The sequence below is a fragment of the Priestia sp. FSL R5-0597 genome (assembly GCF_038006305.1).
Taxonomy (GTDB): domain Bacteria; phylum Bacillota; class Bacilli; order Bacillales; family Bacillaceae_H; genus Priestia; species Priestia zanthoxyli.
The window spans coordinates 1,193,933-1,211,448 of the sequence record NZ_JBBOUZ010000001.1 but is presented as its reverse complement, the minus strand read 5'-3'; the positions used below and the strand labels follow the sequence as shown (position 1 = coordinate 1,211,448).

Genomic DNA, 17,516 nt, shown 5'->3' with positions numbered 1-17,516 from the left:
AGGAGGGACTATCTAAAATGAAACTATTTTACACACTAGTTTTACTAACTGTTTTCGTGCTCCTCTTTTTTAAAGACCTGCCTGTTAGTTTACATCTCCTACTTAGTTCTTTTATAATTGGTTCATTTTTTATATGGAGAAAGAAATATCAAACGGCTCCTTCACTAACGATAAAAAAAGCAATCGTGCTGACGTCTTTTTTCCTGCTTTTATTTAGCCTATCTTCACCTCTTAGTATTGGCCTAACCGTTATCGCAATGATTGGTTACATGACCGACATGTTTTCGTCTTATCAACAATACATATTCGTAACCAACCGGGAAAGCAGTGCTTCACGTGAAATTCAAAAAAACAATGAGCTTTTTCAAGCGTTAAGAGCTGAAAGACATGATTTTATTAAACATGTCAGCGCCGTATCCTATCTTCTAGAAACAAACCAAAGACAGCAGGCACAAGAGTATATTCAAGATTACGTTGAAGCTTTGAATGATACCCATTCATATATTCAAGGTGAACATTCGCACGTTGCTTCTGTTGTACATCAAAGCAAGAATCAAGCACATACGTGGGGAATACATATGAATGTTCAATTAGATTCACCGTTATCACAGCTGCCTTTAAAGCACCTTGACCAAATGAATCTCATCATGAATTTACTGCATAATGCTTTAGAAGCCGCTCATTCTTCTGAGAAAAAAGAGATAACCGTTTCGAGTATGATTCGAAGTGGCATTTACATTTTAGAAGTCAGCAATTCTACGGCTCCTTTATCACGAGAGCGTCAAGATCACTTGTTTACTTCTTTTCATGTGACAGAAAAGAAAGAACGCCACGAAGGCCTTGGCACGTGGATCATTTCTGAACTTGTTTCCAACTACCACGGACGCTTGGAATATACCTATCACGATTTAACTCTTTCCATTAAAATAAAATTTCCGATAGTCGTTTCCTCAAAACAAGCAACATAGCCGCTATAGCCTAAGCGGCTTTTTTTCGTATGAGCCTCTTCTATACGCGCACACTATAAAAAGCACCGAAAAAAAGAAATATTTCACACTTGTTTTAGCTCTTTTATCGTCACTTTTTTAGTTTTTGATTTTTTATATGCAAATCTATTGCATTTCAAGTAAAAAACGAATATTATATATCATGTTGCTTTTAATGTTCGTTATTTTTGGAGGTTACTTATGTTTAAGTTAAAAGAATATAACACGGATGCTAAAACGGAGATTTTAGCTGGTATTACAACGTTTTTAACCATGATTTATATCGTCATTGTGAACCCAGTTATTTTGTCCAGCGCCGGCGTTCCTTTTGATCAAGTATTTACAGCTACTATTATTTCAGCAGTCGTAGCTACGCTATGGATGGCTCTTGCAGCTAACTATCCAATCGCTATTGCTCCCGGTATGGGAATGAACGCATACTTTGCTGCTTTAGTTGTTGGTTCAAATGGAAGTATCGACTATGCTACTGCTTTTTCAGCTGTATTCGTAGCGGGTATTATCTTTATCATCCTATCGTTAACATCGTTTCGTGAAAAATTAATTGAAGCTATTCCAAACAATTTAAAGCACGCGATCAGTGCTGGTATCGGTTTATTTATTGCTTTTATCGGGCTTCGTTCAGCCGGTATTATTGTTGCAAATAAATCAAATTTAATTGGACTTGGTGATTTGCAGTCTGAGAAAGTAGTTTTAACACTGATTGGACTTGCGATTACAATCATTTTATATACGCTAAATGTAAACGGCGCTTTATTCTTCGGTATGATTATTACCGGATTAATTGCTTTCTTTAGAGGACAGCTTTCATTTGATAAAGGTTTGTTTGCTTCCCCTCACCTTCCAGATGGCTTAATGATTTCAAATCCTTTTGCTGCTTTTGGAGATGTTATTCATCATGATTTGTACACAGTTGTTTTTTCTTTCTTACTTGTGACGATTTTTGATACAACAGGTACAATGGTAGGCGTAGCTCAACAGGCCGGTCTTATGAAAGGTAATAAGATGCCTCGCGTGCGTCAAGCATTGCTTGCTGACTCCTTTGGTACAACGATTGGCGCTTTATTTGGTACAAGCCCAACAACCGCTTACGTTGAATCTTCATCTGGTGTAGCAGCAGGCGGACGTACAGGTCTAACGGGCGTGACGGTAGCCATTCTATTTATCGTGGCAGCATTCTTTAGCCCGGTTGTAAGCTCGGTTTCTGGCGTAGCAGCTATTACTTCACCTGCATTAATTATTGTCGGAAGCTTGATGATGGGTGCTGTAGCTAAAATTAATTGGAATGACTTTGATGAAGCGTTCCCTGCCTTTTTAGTTGTTCTAGCGATGCCTCTTACATCAAGTATTGCAACAGGAATTGCGCTTGGCTTCATTTCTTATCCGTTAATGAAGCTGGTAAAAGGAAAAGGCAAACAAGTTCATCCGCTTGTGTATGTCTTTGCTGTTTTATTTCTCTATCAGCTCATCTTTTTACCGCATTAAAAAAGCTTGGAGATTTCTCTCCAAGCTTTTTTTTTATTGAAAGTGATTGTTATTTTCTTTTGTTTGATAAAGGTAATTTTCCACATAGATTTGTTCTGCATCAGAAGCATTCTTTATCCCTTCTTCTGGATTTAGCTCGACACTTCTCTTTTTAGCTATATAATCCACTAGCGCCCCAAATCCTAAAAGACCGCCTATAATCCCAGCAAATACAATCCATATTGGCAATTGCTTCACGTCCCTTTTCTTTTAATTGTATCAGCTTCAGCGCAACAGGTAAATATTAACATGTTTTCTTCACTTATAAATAAAGCGCTTTTTACCAAATATACGTAAAAAACGTCTTTGTATTTGGTATACTAAACTCACGGCATGTTCTACAGAGAAAGGGGCTTAATTGCATATGAACAAACAGCTTGGAACGTTAATGTTTGTTATTTTTATGGTATTTGTCGGCTTTGGCGTGATCATCCCCATCGTACCTGAAGTTATTCGTGCCACGGGTGCAAGCACGGTCAATTTAGGGATACTAATGGCTAGCTATTCGATCGCATCTTTTATTACCGCACCTTTTTGGGGGAAGCTTTCCGATATAAAAGGCCGCCGTCCCATCTTACTTTGGGGCTTACTTGGCTTTAGCGCAAGCTTTTTTCTTTTTTCGGTGGCAGAAAACTCTTTGACTCTGATGTATACGTCACGCATCATCGGAGGTTTGTTTGCAGGAGCTGTTATTCCTTGTGCTTTTGCATACGCTTCTGATAGTACAGATGAAGAAAACCGCACGAAAGCAATGGGACTGTTAGGGATGTCAATTGGCTTAGGCTTTATTTTTGGACCGGCATTAGGCGGTGTCCTTTCGTCTTTCGGCTTGTTTGTTCCCTTCGTTATCTCTGGTATCTTGTCACTGATTATGACAGCGTTCTCATTCTTTACGTTAAAAGAATCGTTACGAAAAGAACCTGCTGCCAAAATACAGACATCCAGATGGCATGACTTCACGTCAGATTTTCAAGGAGCTATGAAGTATTTATATGTTCTTTCATTTTTAGCTACTTTTACGCTCGCTGGTTTAGAAGCTACTTTTCAATTTTTTCAAATAGCGAAAATCAATGCTACTCCCACGACAATCGGATGGATGTTTATGGCGAGCGGTTTAACTCAAGCCCTGATTCAAGGCGGTGTACTGCAGCGATTTAAAAAAGGAAATGAAAAAAAACTGATGGCTATTGGCTTATTGGTTTCAGCAATAGGATTTACGTCTATTTTGTTATCTTCTAGTGCCGTTAATGCTACCTTATTTCTGTGCATATTTACAGCAGGAAATGCCCTTATTCGTCCTTGTGTCCTCTCATTAATTACGATGAGAACCAAAGTAGGATATGGCTCTGCTTCAGGGTTAACTGCCTCAATGGATAGCTTAGGGCGTATTTTTGGCCCTCTGCTTGGTGCATTTGCCTTTAAACTCAATATGACGCTGCCTTTTATTATCGGAGCAGTTGTCACTTTAGCTGCTTTACTGCTGATTCAGCGTCATACAGCTCTAGATTATTCTGAGCAAACACTATCATCATAGAGGCTGAAACAAAAGTATTTTAGCTGAAGGAAGATCCGAACGATGAATCGAGATTCTTGATGGAGAATCCAACGCGTTCGGATTTTTTTATTGCTATGGTAAACGTAAGTTTCATGTATGTAGGTACTTCTAGCTGGTGATTGGAGGGCAAGGCGAAGACTCCTGCGGAAAGCGAAGCCTTGTAGGGAAATCAACAGCCGATTCCTACTAGCTCATGTAGCCAATTTGTTAGTCTTTGGATTAATCTAGCTATGTCTCAATCTCTTTTCATCGTTACTAACACAAGATTATCCGCAGCTGCAGTGTGTTTTATAATTGAAAACCGATGAGCTTCGTATAGCTTAATCGCAGGTGTATTTTTTTCGGCTGTGGAAACCATACACTCACATTCTGAATATCTTTGAAGTACATATGTTAAAAGACGGCTTCCGATTCCTTTTCGAAAGTAACGAGGACGCACAACAAGGCGGCAAATCGTTAATCGCTCATTTTCTTTTTCAAACGACAGCACGCCTGCTAGCTTACCTTCAATTATTTCTCCGATAAACACTTCCTTGCTTTTCATAACATCTTCTTTGCTTTCTGTAAGCTGAGGAATATCTGAAAAGCTAATGAGCCTTGCTTCTTCTTGATAAGCTTCTACTTGCACAGCTACTATTTGAAGAGCGATATCCACTCTTTGATGTTCGAGGATTTGAAGCATGAAAACCACTCCATTTCTTTCACAAATTTAGACAAATTCCATGTTTTCACTATATCCAAACACCTTCCTTGTACATATTGTATTATGTACCGAATTAGCCAGGAGGTGTTTATATGCATATCACTGCTGAAAGAATTAGAGAAGCAACAGAAGCACTTGCTTCTACTGAGCTTGAAACATTTATGTACCAAGAGCCAACTGCTCTTCACAGACGTTCTCGTCGTCGTTCTACTCGTCGTTCTACTCGTCGTTCTACTCGCCGTTCTACTCGCCGCACTACTCGTCGCACTACTCGTCGCACTACTCGCCGCACTACTCGCCGCACTACTCGTCGCACTACTCGCCGTTCTACTCGTCGCACTACTCGCCGTTCTACTCGCTGCACTACTCGCCGTTCTAGCCGTCGCCGCTGTCGCTGCGGTTCACCTTGCTGCTCATATCCATGGTTTAATAAATCATTTGGCTGCTGCTTTAAAGGTCATGGCTGCCGTCGCTAACTAACTCTAAAGCAAGCCGAGTCTAAAACATACGCGGCTTGCTTTTTTAAAGATTTTTATTTTACATAATCATTCGTTTTACTCTTCTTAAAAAAGAAAACAAAGTATAATAGTGGGAAAGAATCTCTCTTAAAAGGAGGCCTACCCATGCACTTATCTTTTGATCATCTTGTTCATTTTTCACCTGATCCTATTAAAGCTCAGAAAGAACTAAACGAATACGGAATCAATGTTATTAAAGGCGGTACCCATGAAAAATGGGGCACTTTTAACACGTTGGCTTATTTTCACCTGAGCTATATTGAGTGGCTTGGGCTTACAGATATCGCATTAGCTCAAACAGTTACAGATAATGATCTTATTCAGCAGCTTGTTAACGAACATACGCCGTTTGGTCATTTTGGGCGATTCGCCCTTCGTACAGATGATATGGATTTGCTCATAACCGAGCTGAAAGACAAGGGCTACACTGTAAAAGGCCCTGTAGCGGGGTCTCGTCAAACTAATGATGGAGAAAGACTTCAATGGCAAATGTGTTTTATTGAAGATGACCATGATGCCCTTCCTTTTCCTTTCTTTATTGAGTGGGGTGAACCAGAAGAAAAACGCAAGCCAAAGCTAGCTGCTCTTTCTTCCCATCAAGCCGGTCAGCTGCAGCTAAAAAACATTTACTGTGCTGTACATAACCTTGAAGAATCCATCAGCAAATGGACAAAACTGCTGGACGTTCAGGCTGGCGAAAGCTACAAAGACTCTTTACTTGATGCACGTTGTCAAAAACTATATGTCAATGAAGGAAACCTTATTTTTTGCAGCGGAACACAAGGTGTTGTCCATGATACATTAAAAAAAGTTGGAGAGCGTCCATTTTTGGTTGAATTGGATCACGCTCTAACACCGCAACAAATTACCGTACAAGGAGCTTCTTTTAAATTCAACAAATAAACATCCGCGGGCGGATGTTTATTTCTGTGCTTCTTTTATAGCTTGATAAATGAAGTGAGGCAAAATTTCAAAGGAATACTGAACGTCTAATCTTTCGGTCCATTGATGCGCATCTCTTCCCAGCGGTCCAATGTTCAGCACCGGCATCTTCAGCTCCTCTAGCTCTTCTAGCGGGATATGATATCCTTTATTCCATAGAGGCATATTGGCTACTAACGTGTTAAATGTATGAAGCGGATGCTGCAGGCTGGCATAGCTTAAATCCGAAATTCCACCAAAATAACTTTGTTCAACTAGCTCCACTTGGAATTGCTCTTTGGCAGTTGCCTGTACGTTTGACAAAATCTTTTGTACAAAGAGATCATCATGTGAACAAACGGCCGGGTAAAAAGGCGGCGTAAAAAATAAGACTATCATCGGAGCTGCTTCTTTACATAAACCAGCTAAAGAGTTTACTAATTTAATGGTTTTATTTCTGTCATCATCTTCTTGTGCCAAAAGTGCCGCTTCCATTTCTTGCACATATTTTTCACCGTGCTGTTTGACTGCATGAGTATAAAGTTCTTCATACGTCCATACGTTCACGTCAAGGGATGAACCCTCCATTCCCACAGCGTACTGCCAAGCAGCTTTATTATAATGTTTTTTTACATTCAAAGCCGCTTTGTCAGCCGATTTCAACAGCAGATCTGTTACTTCTTTAAGAGAGCGGTTTAACATAAATAAATTAAATAATACAACGGCAGAGTGCGGAACTTGAACGGAATACTCTTCTTTTAAATCTTTTTGTATCAGCACAGTAGGAGGTGGACTCGTTTCATCTCTTACTTTTTCGCAAAAATCAACGTTTAGTTCTATTTCTGTTGTTAAATAAGAAGCTAGTAAATTAGCATTCAAACCAGCTAGCGGTTCCCCTACATGAGTTTCTTTTCCATAACACAAAAAGCTTGGCATGATCTTGCCAATCGATCCTGAGTACACATAGTTCGTTTGATCACCAGGATAGCGGCTGAACACTGGTTCTGCATTTAGCATGAGAGAAAAATCCAGCTGATGTTTGCACGCAAGTTCTAAAAGAACAGGCACTGCTTTTCTCATTCCGAGCGAATTTACTTCTTCATCCGGTACCGACAGAAGCAGGATGTTTCCGTCAAACTCTCCGTTGCATGCTCGTTCAATCATACTGATATGCAGAGCAATACCTGCTTTCATGTCCATCGTTCCTCGGCCAAAAAGCCAGTCTCCTTTTATCATATCTTTTTGTACGTGCGCCGGAACTTGTTCCATATCATTATAAAAAGTAATCGTTAACGTATCAGCGTGAAAAGCATCCTTTTTCCACTGTCCATAATCTTGTACATCCACTACGTCGTAATGACTGACTAATACAACTGTTTTATTCGTATTTTTCCCTTCAACAAAAGCTGTGACAATCGATCGCCCGTCTCCTGTTGAATGAAGCTCAACTTGCTCGTTTTTTTGAAAGTAAGGCAGCTTCAATAAATACGACGCTATCGATTCAGCCATTTCCACTTCTGCCATCGTTCCTGTCACGCTAGGTATAGAAACCAATTCGCTTACAAGCTTCTTTAACTGTTCTTTTGTTTGATACAAAGATGTTTTGTTCGACATACCCTTCATCTCTTTCCTTTTTCTAAATTTTCCATCAAACAAAACGATTCGTCAATCCCTTTGACAGAGACCCTTTCATTCTATCCCTATGTATCATAGTATGCGCTTCCTTGACGCACATGATAAAAAAAGAGTGCGCGGCTAGGGCTAGCACCGCACACTCTTTTTTTTACTTTTCGTCATCTTCTAAAAAGTCTAGGATACGATCAATAAGCTGTTCGCTTCCTGCATCGTTTCCATGTTCAAGAGACATTTCCATTTCAATGCTCCTTTCATAAAATATTCTTGTTTTATAACATACCACAATTCATTTCGAATGTAACCTTTAATTTGTGTAAAAATTTCGACAATTTATGATTAATTTTGAAACCTAGTGAGTAATGATTATACCCACCAGATTCTTCAATTGTCAAAAAACATGCTTTCTATTTAAAAACACTTTAAAAATAGAGGCGCGAGCAGACTTCTATAAAAGACAGCCTACTCGCTCAAGCTTGGAACAGCATGATGAATAAATTTCTAGTTCATTTGCTTTTTGTACATCTTTAATATCTATGCCTACAGCATATGTACGAACATGGTTTTCGACCACAATTTCATAAAATGTTTCTAATTCACGATAAGCTACTTGATAATGCTTTCCTAATAATTTTACGGCTTCCTTTAATGCTTTCTCTCCTGTATGTGCTGCAACTGCTGTATGACTCATAAAACCCTCTCCTTTTAGAAAAATAAAAAAAACTCATTTTGCTTTGATGCAAAATGAGTTTTTCACCCGTTTTATCACCCAAAGCACATGCTTTGCTGGTAGGAGCACCTTACATTCGTAGGTTGCTGTGGAGTCAAAGAGCCAGATCTCTCGTCCACTCGTGATAACTTTTTTAATTTAAAATTTATTTTATCAAACAATTCCATCCGCGTAAATAGAAAAATAAAAATATTTTAATTTTTGTGGTAATGGAATGAATTCAAAAAGTCAAAGCTTAGATTAGCAAAATAAGAAGCTGCTACAAGTAATGCCTCTTCATTTAATGAAAAAGAAGGATGGTGCCATTCATATTCTCCAGCCGTACCCATCCATACAAAAAATCCTGGTACACGCTGCTGATATACGGCAAAATCTTCTCCTCCAGGCGATTGTTCAGCTTCTACGACTTGATAACTAAGATTCTCTGCAGCGTTAATAACCAATTTTTCCAGCGTATCATCATTGTTTACTACAGGAAGATACGGATACCATTTAACGTCTACTGAAGCGCCGAAAGCTGCTCCAATCCCTTCAGCAGTTCGTTTCATAAGAGCCGGTATTTTTTCTCTCGCTTCTTCTTGAAAGGTACGCACCGTTCCTTCAAGCGTTACTTTGTCAGGAATGACGTTCCACGAGCTCCCTCCGTGGATTTGAGTTATGCTGACAACAACATTTTGAAATGGGCTGAGATTACGGCTGACAATGGTTTGTAAACTAGTAACAATTTGACCAGCAGCAGCAATCGGATCTACTGTTTTTTCTGGAATACCTGCGTGACCGCCTACTCCTTTGACGTCAATTTCAAAACGATCAACGCTTGCCATTAAAGGTCCCGATTTGACACCAATGGTTCCTACAGGAAGATTCGGTTTGTTATGCATTCCAAATATCGCTTCTACTCCTTCGAGCACACCTTTTTCAACGAGCATTTTTGCCCCAGAAGCCGTTTCTTCGGCCGGTTGAAAGATAAATCGAACCGTACCGCAAAGCTCCTGCTGACGCTCTTTGAGAAGAATGGCTGCTCCGATTATAGAAGCCGTATGAAAATCATGTCCGCATGCGTGCATAACACCGTTCACTTCAGAAGCAAATGGCAGATTGGTTTTTTCTTCAATTGGCAGCGCATCAATATCAGCTCGAATAGCGATAGTAGGTCCCGGCTTCCCTCCCACAATTTCCGCTACTGCTCCCACGTCTAAATGGAATGCATCCGCTATAGAAATATCGTAGTGCTTTAACCACTTTTTAATACGTTTAGTTGTTTCATATTCTTTCATTGAAAGCTCTGGAAACCGGTGCAGCTCACGGCGTATGTCTATTAGTGTATTTAGTAGTAATTGATCTGTCATATTTATCACTCTTTCACATTTCTTAATTTAGACCACTTCTCTATCTTTTACGACAAAGAGTGTACCTCATTGAATTTTTTATAAAGAAATACGGTCGTATAGCCTTGTGCAAGGTGCTTTTCTTTAGCTTGAACATATCCTTTTCGTTCATACATCTCAACTAACCAAGGATGTTCTTTTGCTGTTCCTAAAGACACACCTGGCGATTTAAACGTATTCTTTATTACCTCTTCCTCTACTAGATGAAGCAGCTTAGATCCAACGCCTTTCCTGGCAAACGACGGGTCCACTGCAAACCACCAAAAGTGCGGAACAGCAAACGGACCTGGATGTTCTCCCCAAGGCATTCGTATAGATACAGTGGCAGCGATTCTTTTATCTTCTTCATATACATAGCAAAGGTTTTGAGAAATATTTTTCTTAACGAGGGCAAGATCAGCAGTAGCTGCTAAGAAAGGAATGCCTAGCTCTCGAATAGGCTTATATGCTTGTAGAGTTAAGTTCAATAAGTTATCCGCGTCGTCATTTGTTGCCAAACGGAATTCATTTTTCATCTCTTTGTCTCCTTAGATAGTACTTAAATATTTTATTTAACTTATAAGTTTACTAAGAATTAAAAAAGGCAGACTGCCGCCTTGCGTACTCACTATACAACTGCTTTGATAACGTGTCAATTCTATTTATCGTTTTCTATAAAAGATATAAATAAAACAAATACACGCAGAAAACTGCGCGTATTACGTACATATCAAGATAGACTTCAGGACTCACTTACCGTAGCTTTTAAATTAGCTGCCAACATCACAAGTTCTTCTATAGATGCTAACTCCTCTTGTGAAGCCGCAGCTACTTCTTCAGCGTAAGCAGCTGCTTGTTTAGCAACCTCCGAAAGGGCCATGACAGACTCCATTACCTTAAACGAATACCCATCAATCTCTCCTGTTGCTTTTGTCATTTTGTTCATTTGTTCTTGAGCGGCAAAGACATCTTCCATAATTGTGGAAAACTGTTCAGTTACATCTTCGACAGTGGCAATACCAAGCGTGACTTCTTCCGTATTCACTTCCATGTTTTGATAAGCCCGCTTTGCCTGTATTTCAATTTCTTTTAACAAATGACTGATTTGTATAGCGGACGTTTTAGATTCTTCCGCTAGCTTACGTACTTCCCCTGCCACTACAGCAAAACCTTTTCCATGTTCTCCGGCCCTTGCAGCTTCAATAGCAGCATTAAGTGCAAGAAGATTTGTTTGTTCAGCAATTCTTGTAATCGTATTAATAATGCGGCCAATCTCTGCGGAACGATCTTCGAGTCCCTTTACTTCACTGGTCGATATCTTAACGGTTTCATAGATTTTATTCATTTGATTCGTCACATCTTTCACCGCAACATTTCCGGTAGAAGCATGTTCAGAGGCTCTGTTCATCGATTGTTGTACCTTTGAAGAATGATCAGTCATTTTCTGAAGCAGCTTAGCCATATCCACCATAGCCTGCTCGGTTTCAACCACACTTAGCAACTGCTTATCAGAACCCGCAGCAATTTCTTGAATAGACATCGTAACTTCTGTCACAGCTGTTTTTGTTTCCTCCATGCTTACAAGCAATTGCTCTGAGGAATGACTGACCGTGCTCTTTGTTTTACTTATTTTCTGACGCAGTATTCTCATGTGAGTCATCATTTCATTAAATGAAGATATGAGTGTACTAATCTCATTTTTCCCTTTCAAAGGAACAACATCTACAGATAAATCGCCGTTTGAAATCCCTTTCATTGTTTTTGACAAATTTTCAACCGCAATTATGTAGCGACGTATGATAAAATAGAACACGGTAGTTGTAAAAGAAACAAACAGAAATGTAATCACTAGCGTAATCGAAGCTGCTTGCTCTTGTTTCACAATAAGATAATAATTGGTTACTTCAATTACAGTAGATGTTATGGCCATCATGGCTGCAATCATACATAGCATTTTCATGCGTAAACTTTGAAAAGCTTTTTTCATTTTTTCATCCCCTATACAATCTAAAGACATAGAATGTCTAATCTATATTAGTAGTATCGGCATATTTTTATATTTTTTTGTAAAAACTAAAGAAGAATTGAAACAATTATTATTGGCGCTTTTCCACTAAATATTGGAATACATATCTTCCTGCAAGGCGCTGCAACAGCAGTTGATAACTGTCTGATTATTCTTTCATTTGACCAAACTCTACCTTTGCTTATAAAATGAAGATTTGTAGAAAGGAGTACGAAAAATTTTATGTATACGTATCAAACAGGCAATCAAACAATTGACTACAAAATTGAAGTCGTTCCAAATAGAACCGATATCACGGTGCAAATTTGTGACAAAGAAGGGGTAAAAGTTATTATCCCAAGAGGTCTTAATGAAAACAATGTGCGTTCAATCATCGCACGCAAAGCAACATGGATTTTAAAACAACTAAACGGTTCACAACCAGCTGAGGAAAAGCCAGCTGCTCCAAAGAAAGAAGCAGTAAAAAAAGAAACAGCTAAAAAAGAGGCTCCTAAAGCAGCAGCTTCTGCAGCTAAAACTGGTTCTTTTGAAGAAGGAGACAAATTCCCTTACCTAGGGCGTCAATACCGCTTAAACATCGTTCGTGGAGATGTAGCAAAAGCTGAAATGACATTCCGTGCAAAATTCATTGCTACAGTACCTGAAAGCTGGAACGAGCAGCAAACAAATGAAGGTATTGGACAACTATTAACAGAATGGTACCAAGGCCGCGCAGGTGAAAAATTCCAAGAAGCTTTGAAATCTGTTAAAAAAGCAGCTGACAATGCTCCTGAATCTGTTAAGTGGGACGAGTTAGGTGAAGAATACGCTACGACTCAAGATAATACAATCGTATTAAACTGGCGTTTGCTAACAGCTCCTCTTGCAACAATTGAATATGTCATTGCTTCTCAATTTACAAATGCAGATGAGTTATTCGAAGATGCAGCTGAACGCAAACAGTGGTTAAGCGATAACACCCTAAACGCATTTTAAGTTTATACATAAAAAAAGCACGCGGCGAACGCGTGCTTTTTTTATGACAATGAAGCCTTATACCTACTCCCTTCCCTCAAAAATCCCCCTCTATCAGGTCTTTGGACATGTCAAACTTTCTACACCAATTGATATATTGTGTTTTAAAAGAAAGATATATATAATCAAGAAAATGTTTGATTTTGTTTAAATGTGGATACGTATACCTATAAGCAAGATAGCAAACACTTAAGATGAGTGGTTACGCTATAAAAGTTGTAATGACCATGTAAAGAAAGGAAGTGCAGCTTATGAAAGGACAGAGCTTTTTTATTTTAGGACTTATATTTGCTCTTATCATTGCTGTTTTAGCTGTAATTAACAACGATCCTGTACAATTTAACTATGTATTTGGTTCACAAAAATGGCCTCTTATTTTAATCATCTTAACAACGGCTGTGTTTGGAGGAGTTGTTGCTGCTTCATTGAGCTTTGTAAAAATTGTTCAACTAAGAGGACAAGTGAAACAGAAAAACAAGCGAATTGCTGAACTAGAAGAAGAAATCAAGCAGCATAAGCCTGTTGAGCCTGTTATAGAAGAAGAACCAAATCAACCAGCTACTCGAACTGAGCGCGCTCAGTTATAATAAAGAAAAGTCGTTATTTTAAAGAATAACGGCTTTTTTCATTTTTTGTTCCGCCAAGCATATTTTCGGGATACACGCATAAACAGATAGATATGGAAAACTTTAGTTCTGAATGGTACAATCAACACTGTTATATCTCTATGAAAAACCTAAATTGATAGTCTTACCGTTAAGAAGGTGTTCATCCATTATGATCAATAAAAAAATAAAGCGTGAAATTCTTACATACACAAGCGTCATCCTCGGCACCGTTTTGCTTTCTGTTGTCGTTCAGCACTATTGGTTTCAGCCCTACACTGTAAAAGGCGATTCTATGAAGCCTATTTTGCACGAAGGCAATCGAATTATTATTAACAAACACAGCAAGCTGGAGCGCTTTGATATTGTCGTGTTACAAGCTCCCTATAGCAGTGATTTTCTAGTAAAGCGGATTGTGGGCTTACCAGGAGAAACGGTCGAATACAAAGATGATGTTCTGTATATAAATAACAAAGTCAAAAAAGAGCCGCATCTTCATAAATATTTATCCAAAGTGCCCGCTTACGAGCGATTTACTGAAAACTTTTCCACGTACGAACTGTCTCCAGACGGCACGATACCGGATGGATACGTATTAGTGCTAGGTGACAACAGACGCATAAGCCGGGACGGAAGACATTTTGGCCTCACTCCCATTTCTTCAATCATGGGAGAAGTCAACATGAAATACTGGCCTTTAAAAGAAATGACTTTTATGCATTAACACATAAAAAGAGGTTGAGGCATAACGAAATGAATCCAACCTAAAGACGAACAAATGGGATACATGAGCTGAACCGCTTGTGACACCCCAGTCGATTTCCGTGCAAGACTTCGCTTTCCGCTGGAGTCTTCGCCTTGCCCTCAAATCAACTGCTAGAAAGAACGAAACAAATGAAACCTATGTTCACCATAACAAAAAAAACGAACCACTAATCAGACATGTTGATTAGTGGTTCGTTTTTCACTTCAGCTAAAATACTTTTGTTCCAGCCTCTTTTTATTTTGGATTTTCTTTGTTTTCTACATGCTGTTCTTCTGCAAATTCTGTGTCATACGCTAGTTTTCGCTTAAAAGCCGGACGCGTTCTCGCTGTATGTTTTGTTTCAATATGGTTGAATAAGTAGCGGTGAACAAAAACTTCAGCAAATGTAATAATAGCTGCAGAAATAATACTTCCCCAAGCAATTTGAACGTAACTGTCTAATAACAATGTGCCAAAAATCCATACGCTCATATACGTTAGAACAAATTCAACAATAATGGCATCACGATTTCCCACTCGAGGCAGTACAATTCGATCCACTACTAGATATGTCACAACTGTCGTTAACAAGCTAAAAGAAATAATGTCTCCGATGGTTGCATCAAAAAACAAATCAAGGCCTATACCAAACGCAATAAGTGCCGCTGCAAATTTAATGAGCAATAATGTTGCATGATTCATATTTGAACCCTCCTTTTTCTATATTAATTTGAACAAAAATAGGGAAATTAATACCTTTTTTGCCAAGAAGGGTATAATATAAGCAAAGCCAGTACGTTTGAGACAGCTCTAGCGTACAACAATGATTTGGGAGATGTTGTAATGATTGTACTAGAAAATAGCGAAATGAAAGTCAGCGTTGAAGAAAAAGGAGCGGAAGTTGTAGAAGTATTTCATAAGGAAAAAGGCCTGCAGTTTATGTGGAGCGGAGACCCCGCTTATTGGGGACGAGTATCGCCCGTATTGTTTCCAATCGTAGGCCGATTAAAAAATGATCAGTATACCGTTGATCAGCGCGAATACTCTTTGCCTCAGCACGGCTTTTTACGTGATTCTACTTTCACCTTGATTGAGCAAACAAACGAAACAGCACGGCTGAAATTTGCCACAAACGGCCGGTTTAAAGACGTATATCCATTTGAATGTTCAGTTGAAATTAGCTACCGTCTGGAAAACAATCGATTAACGTTTCAGTGGAAAGTAGTAAATGAAGATAAAGAGGATATGTATTTTTCAATTGGAGCCCACCCTGCTTTTCGTATTCCGTTACGTGAAAACGAGCAGATTTCTGATTACTTTTTAGAAATAGAGCCTTCTAAAACTACGCCGAAGGAATTTGTATTAAAAGACGCTCTTATTCATGAAAAAGGGGCTGCAGAAAATGTGCACAAGCTTCCGCTAAGCGCAGATTTATTTGCAAATGACGCGTTAATTTTTAGCCATATTGACGGAATTACAATTAAATCACCGGTTAATGAAAATCAAATTAACGTTCAGTTTAATGATTTCCCTTATGTCGGTATTTGGTCAAAGTATGATGCAGAAAATCATACAATCGCTCCTTTTCTTTGCATCGAACCTTGGTTTGGAATTGCAGATACGCATGACCACAACGGAAATTTCAAAGAAAAATTAGGCATCAACCGTTTATCAAAAGACGGTGTATTTCAAACAGAATTCTCTGTTTCCTTTAGCTAATGCAACAGAGAACATAACAAAATCAATCCAACCTTGAGACGAACAAATGGGGTCAATGATCTGGACTGCGTTCACCATAACAATGAAAAGCTCCGAACGATTACTCGTTCGGAGCTTTCTTCAGCTAAACTACTTTTGTCTCTGCGTCTTTTTATATTAATTATTTACAACATCGCTATTTTTTAGCGCATGTACTTGCTCTATTAGCTTCTGAACGTATTCTTCGCTGAGTACACCTGTTGCTCCTCGAATAATTTCAGTCGAATAGTGATCCGGAGGTGCGACTTCTTTTTCTTTATTTAACACAAAAAAAGTAAGAACATGATCCACCATCTTACCTTCATGCTCTACAGAGATAATGGCAGGACGATAGCCGTTATTATCTACCCCTTCTCTGCCGTAAAGGTACGTAATCGCTTCAGGCGGTACGCGGTACAGTTTGCCTTCAACGACTCCGCCTTCTTCAACCATGTCTGCACGTCCTCCGTCATGAATAACGTGGTTATATCGAAGCGTATAGCCTTTAAAAACAGCTCTGCCAAGACAGTCTTGGAAATGCTGATCAACGCCGTGCTTAATAAAACGATCGTTATCCATACATGAACCGTAAGCAAAATACAGCATGCCTTCTAATAAATCTTCTTTCCATACGCGCCAGTTTCCGCCTGGAATAAATTCTTGCAGCAGGGAACGGTCTCTTGCTACATATACAACGGCTTCAAATTCACCTTGGTCCGTTTCAACCGTTTGCACAACTTTATCATATTCATTGTCTTTATGACCTTCATGAATGTACCCTTCTAATTCATCAAGCGCCTTCCACATAAGCTGATCGGTCACTTCATATACTTCTCCGTATACAATGTGTTCACTGTCGATATCAAGCATCGGATAGCCTTGCTTAGTATCATATAATTTTCCTTTCGTTTTTGCCTGCTTGGCAATTGAGCGCGCATGATGCAGCAACCCGTGATTACCTTCTCCTTCAAGAAGCGTTCCGTATACGAATAAATAATTGCACATACTCCTTATTCCCCCTCTTTCTCTTCATAAAGCTCTAGCGGTAACCCGTCCGGATCAGCAAAAAATGTGAATTTTTTTCCCGTTAGTTCATCTACCCTAATAGGTTCCACATCAATCCCTTGCTGCTCTAGTTCACGCTTGGAATCCTCTACGCTTTCAACCGCAAAAGCTAAATGGCGTAAGCCGCACGCTTCAGGTCTTGAAGGACGCTGTGGCGGATTTGGAAACGAGAACAACTCAATTTGATAGCCAGGAGCTACTTCTAAATCTAGCTTATATGAATCTCTTTCTTTTCTATATGTTTCTTCTATAATCTTGCATCCTAACACATTTACATAAAAAGCTTTTGAACGTTCATAATTACTTCCTATAATGGCTACGTGGTGCATTCGTTTTAAATTCATTTCATTCTCCCATAAAAACCCTTTTC

Annotated in this window: 19 protein-coding genes and 1 riboswitch; of the genes, 9 read left to right on the top strand and 10 right to left on the bottom strand. The window is 39.1% G+C overall.

The features are described from left to right. The first annotated feature begins 17 nt into the window (after positions 1–17). Together MKX72_RS06150 and MKX72_RS06145 are read left to right on the top strand one after the other, a co-directional pair. Positions 18–968 carry a sensor histidine kinase gene (locus tag MKX72_RS06150; RefSeq protein ID WP_098627233.1) on the top strand — a complete coding sequence of 317 codons (951 nt, stop codon included), beginning with the start codon at positions 18–20 and terminating at the stop codon, positions 966–968. A 219-nt stretch (positions 969–1,187) separates the two neighbouring features. Beyond that, a complete protein-coding gene (locus tag MKX72_RS06145) occupies positions 1,188–2,489 on the top strand; it encodes an NCS2 family permease (protein ID WP_013055916.1) in 1,302 nt (433 codons plus the stop codon). A gap of 33 nt (positions 2,490–2,522) precedes the next feature. Here MKX72_RS06145 and MKX72_RS06140 read toward each other — a convergent pair whose 3' ends face one another. Beyond that, positions 2,523–2,717, bottom strand: coding sequence for a hypothetical protein (locus MKX72_RS06140; protein WP_033578351.1), 195 nt, complete (start codon positions 2,715–2,717; stop codon positions 2,523–2,525). A 175-nt stretch (positions 2,718–2,892) separates the two neighbouring features. On the opposite strand from MKX72_RS06140, the gene MKX72_RS06135 reads away from it, so the two are divergent. Then, positions 2,893–4,062, top strand: a complete 1,170-nt coding sequence (locus tag MKX72_RS06135) for an MFS transporter (protein WP_033578350.1) — start codon at positions 2,893–2,895, stop codon at positions 4,060–4,062. A gap of 256 nt (positions 4,063–4,318) precedes the next feature. Here the strand turns inward: MKX72_RS06135 and MKX72_RS06130 are convergent, their stop codons facing one another. Beyond that, on the bottom strand, positions 4,319–4,765 hold the full coding sequence (locus MKX72_RS06130; RefSeq protein WP_033578349.1) for a GNAT family N-acetyltransferase: 447 nt from the start codon (positions 4,763–4,765) through the stop codon (positions 4,319–4,321). A 113-nt stretch (positions 4,766–4,878) separates the two neighbouring features. Between MKX72_RS06130 and MKX72_RS06125 the strand changes: the two genes are divergently transcribed. Continuing rightward, on the top strand, positions 4,879–5,262 hold the full coding sequence (locus MKX72_RS06125) for a CotG/ExsB N-terminal domain-containing protein (protein ID WP_155008295.1): 384 nt from the start codon (positions 4,879–4,881) through the stop codon (positions 5,260–5,262). 147 nt (positions 5,263–5,409) lie between these two features. Beyond that, on the top strand, positions 5,410–6,207 hold the full coding sequence (locus MKX72_RS06120; protein WP_155008296.1) for a VOC family protein: 798 nt from the start codon (positions 5,410–5,412) through the stop codon (positions 6,205–6,207). Between the two features lie 18 nt (positions 6,208–6,225). On the opposite strand, the gene MKX72_RS06115 is transcribed toward MKX72_RS06120, so the two are convergent. The 5 genes from MKX72_RS06115 to MKX72_RS06095 all read right to left on the bottom strand — a co-directional run bounded on the left by MKX72_RS06115 (position 6,226) and on the right by MKX72_RS06095 (position 11,941). Then, positions 6,226–7,839: a M20/M25/M40 family metallo-hydrolase gene (locus MKX72_RS06115; RefSeq protein ID WP_155008297.1), complete on the bottom strand. Its 1,614-nt coding sequence runs from the start codon at positions 7,837–7,839 to the stop codon at positions 6,226–6,228. Positions 7,840–8,305: 466 nt separating this feature from the next. Further along, positions 8,306–8,548, bottom strand: coding sequence for a hypothetical protein (locus MKX72_RS06110; RefSeq protein WP_028414204.1), 243 nt, complete (start codon positions 8,546–8,548; stop codon positions 8,306–8,308). A 68-nt stretch (positions 8,549–8,616) separates the two neighbouring features. After that, a riboswitch (SAM riboswitch) is annotated at positions 8,617–8,718 on the bottom strand. A gap of 63 nt (positions 8,719–8,781) precedes the next feature. Then, complete coding sequence (locus MKX72_RS06105; protein WP_033578345.1) at positions 8,782–9,936, bottom strand: amidohydrolase; 1,155 nt, start codon at positions 9,934–9,936, stop codon at positions 8,782–8,784. A 47-nt stretch (positions 9,937–9,983) separates the two neighbouring features. After that, positions 9,984–10,490, bottom strand: coding sequence for a GNAT family N-acetyltransferase (locus MKX72_RS06100; RefSeq protein ID WP_033578344.1), 507 nt, complete (start codon positions 10,488–10,490; stop codon positions 9,984–9,986). A gap of 206 nt (positions 10,491–10,696) precedes the next feature. Continuing rightward, positions 10,697–11,941 (bottom strand): methyl-accepting chemotaxis protein, encoded by a 1,245-nt coding sequence (locus MKX72_RS06095; RefSeq protein ID WP_186808533.1) that lies wholly within the window; start codon positions 11,939–11,941, stop codon positions 10,697–10,699. 261 nt (positions 11,942–12,202) lie between these two features. Here MKX72_RS06095 and MKX72_RS06090 point away from each other — a divergent pair, with 261 nt between their 5' ends. The 3 genes from MKX72_RS06090 to lepB all read left to right on the top strand — a co-directional run bounded on the left by MKX72_RS06090 (position 12,203) and on the right by lepB (position 14,323). Beyond that, positions 12,203–12,955: a M48 family metallopeptidase gene (locus MKX72_RS06090; protein ID WP_028414208.1), complete on the top strand. Its 753-nt coding sequence runs from the start codon at positions 12,203–12,205 to the stop codon at positions 12,953–12,955. Positions 12,956–13,245: 290 nt separating this feature from the next. Further along, complete coding sequence (locus MKX72_RS06085; RefSeq protein ID WP_033578342.1) at positions 13,246–13,581, top strand: LapA family protein; 336 nt, start codon at positions 13,246–13,248, stop codon at positions 13,579–13,581. 190 nt (positions 13,582–13,771) lie between these two features. Further along, on the top strand, positions 13,772–14,323 hold the full coding sequence (gene lepB / locus MKX72_RS06080) for a signal peptidase I (protein WP_048020272.1): 552 nt from the start codon (positions 13,772–13,774) through the stop codon (positions 14,321–14,323). A gap of 276 nt (positions 14,324–14,599) precedes the next feature. Here lepB and MKX72_RS06075 read toward each other — a convergent pair whose 3' ends face one another. Continuing rightward, positions 14,600–15,046, bottom strand: coding sequence for a YndM family protein (locus MKX72_RS06075; protein ID WP_016763336.1), 447 nt, complete (start codon positions 15,044–15,046; stop codon positions 14,600–14,602). Between the two features lie 141 nt (positions 15,047–15,187). Between MKX72_RS06075 and MKX72_RS06070 the strand changes: the two genes are divergently transcribed. Next, entirely contained in the window at positions 15,188–16,063 is an 876-nt protein-coding gene (locus tag MKX72_RS06070; RefSeq protein WP_155008298.1) for an aldose 1-epimerase family protein, read from the top strand. A 156-nt stretch (positions 16,064–16,219) separates the two neighbouring features. On the opposite strand, the gene MKX72_RS06065 is transcribed toward MKX72_RS06070, so the two are convergent. Further along, positions 16,220–17,086 carry a gamma-glutamylcyclotransferase gene (locus tag MKX72_RS06065; protein WP_140450289.1) on the bottom strand — a complete coding sequence of 289 codons (867 nt, stop codon included), beginning with the start codon at positions 17,084–17,086 and terminating at the stop codon, positions 16,220–16,222. Positions 17,087–17,091: 5 nt separating this feature from the next. Beyond that, positions 17,092–17,490, bottom strand: a complete 399-nt coding sequence (gene gloA2, locus MKX72_RS06060; protein ID WP_014461134.1) for an SMU1112c/YaeR family gloxylase I-like metalloprotein — start codon at positions 17,488–17,490, stop codon at positions 17,092–17,094. Between the last annotated feature and the right edge of the window lie 26 nt (positions 17,491–17,516).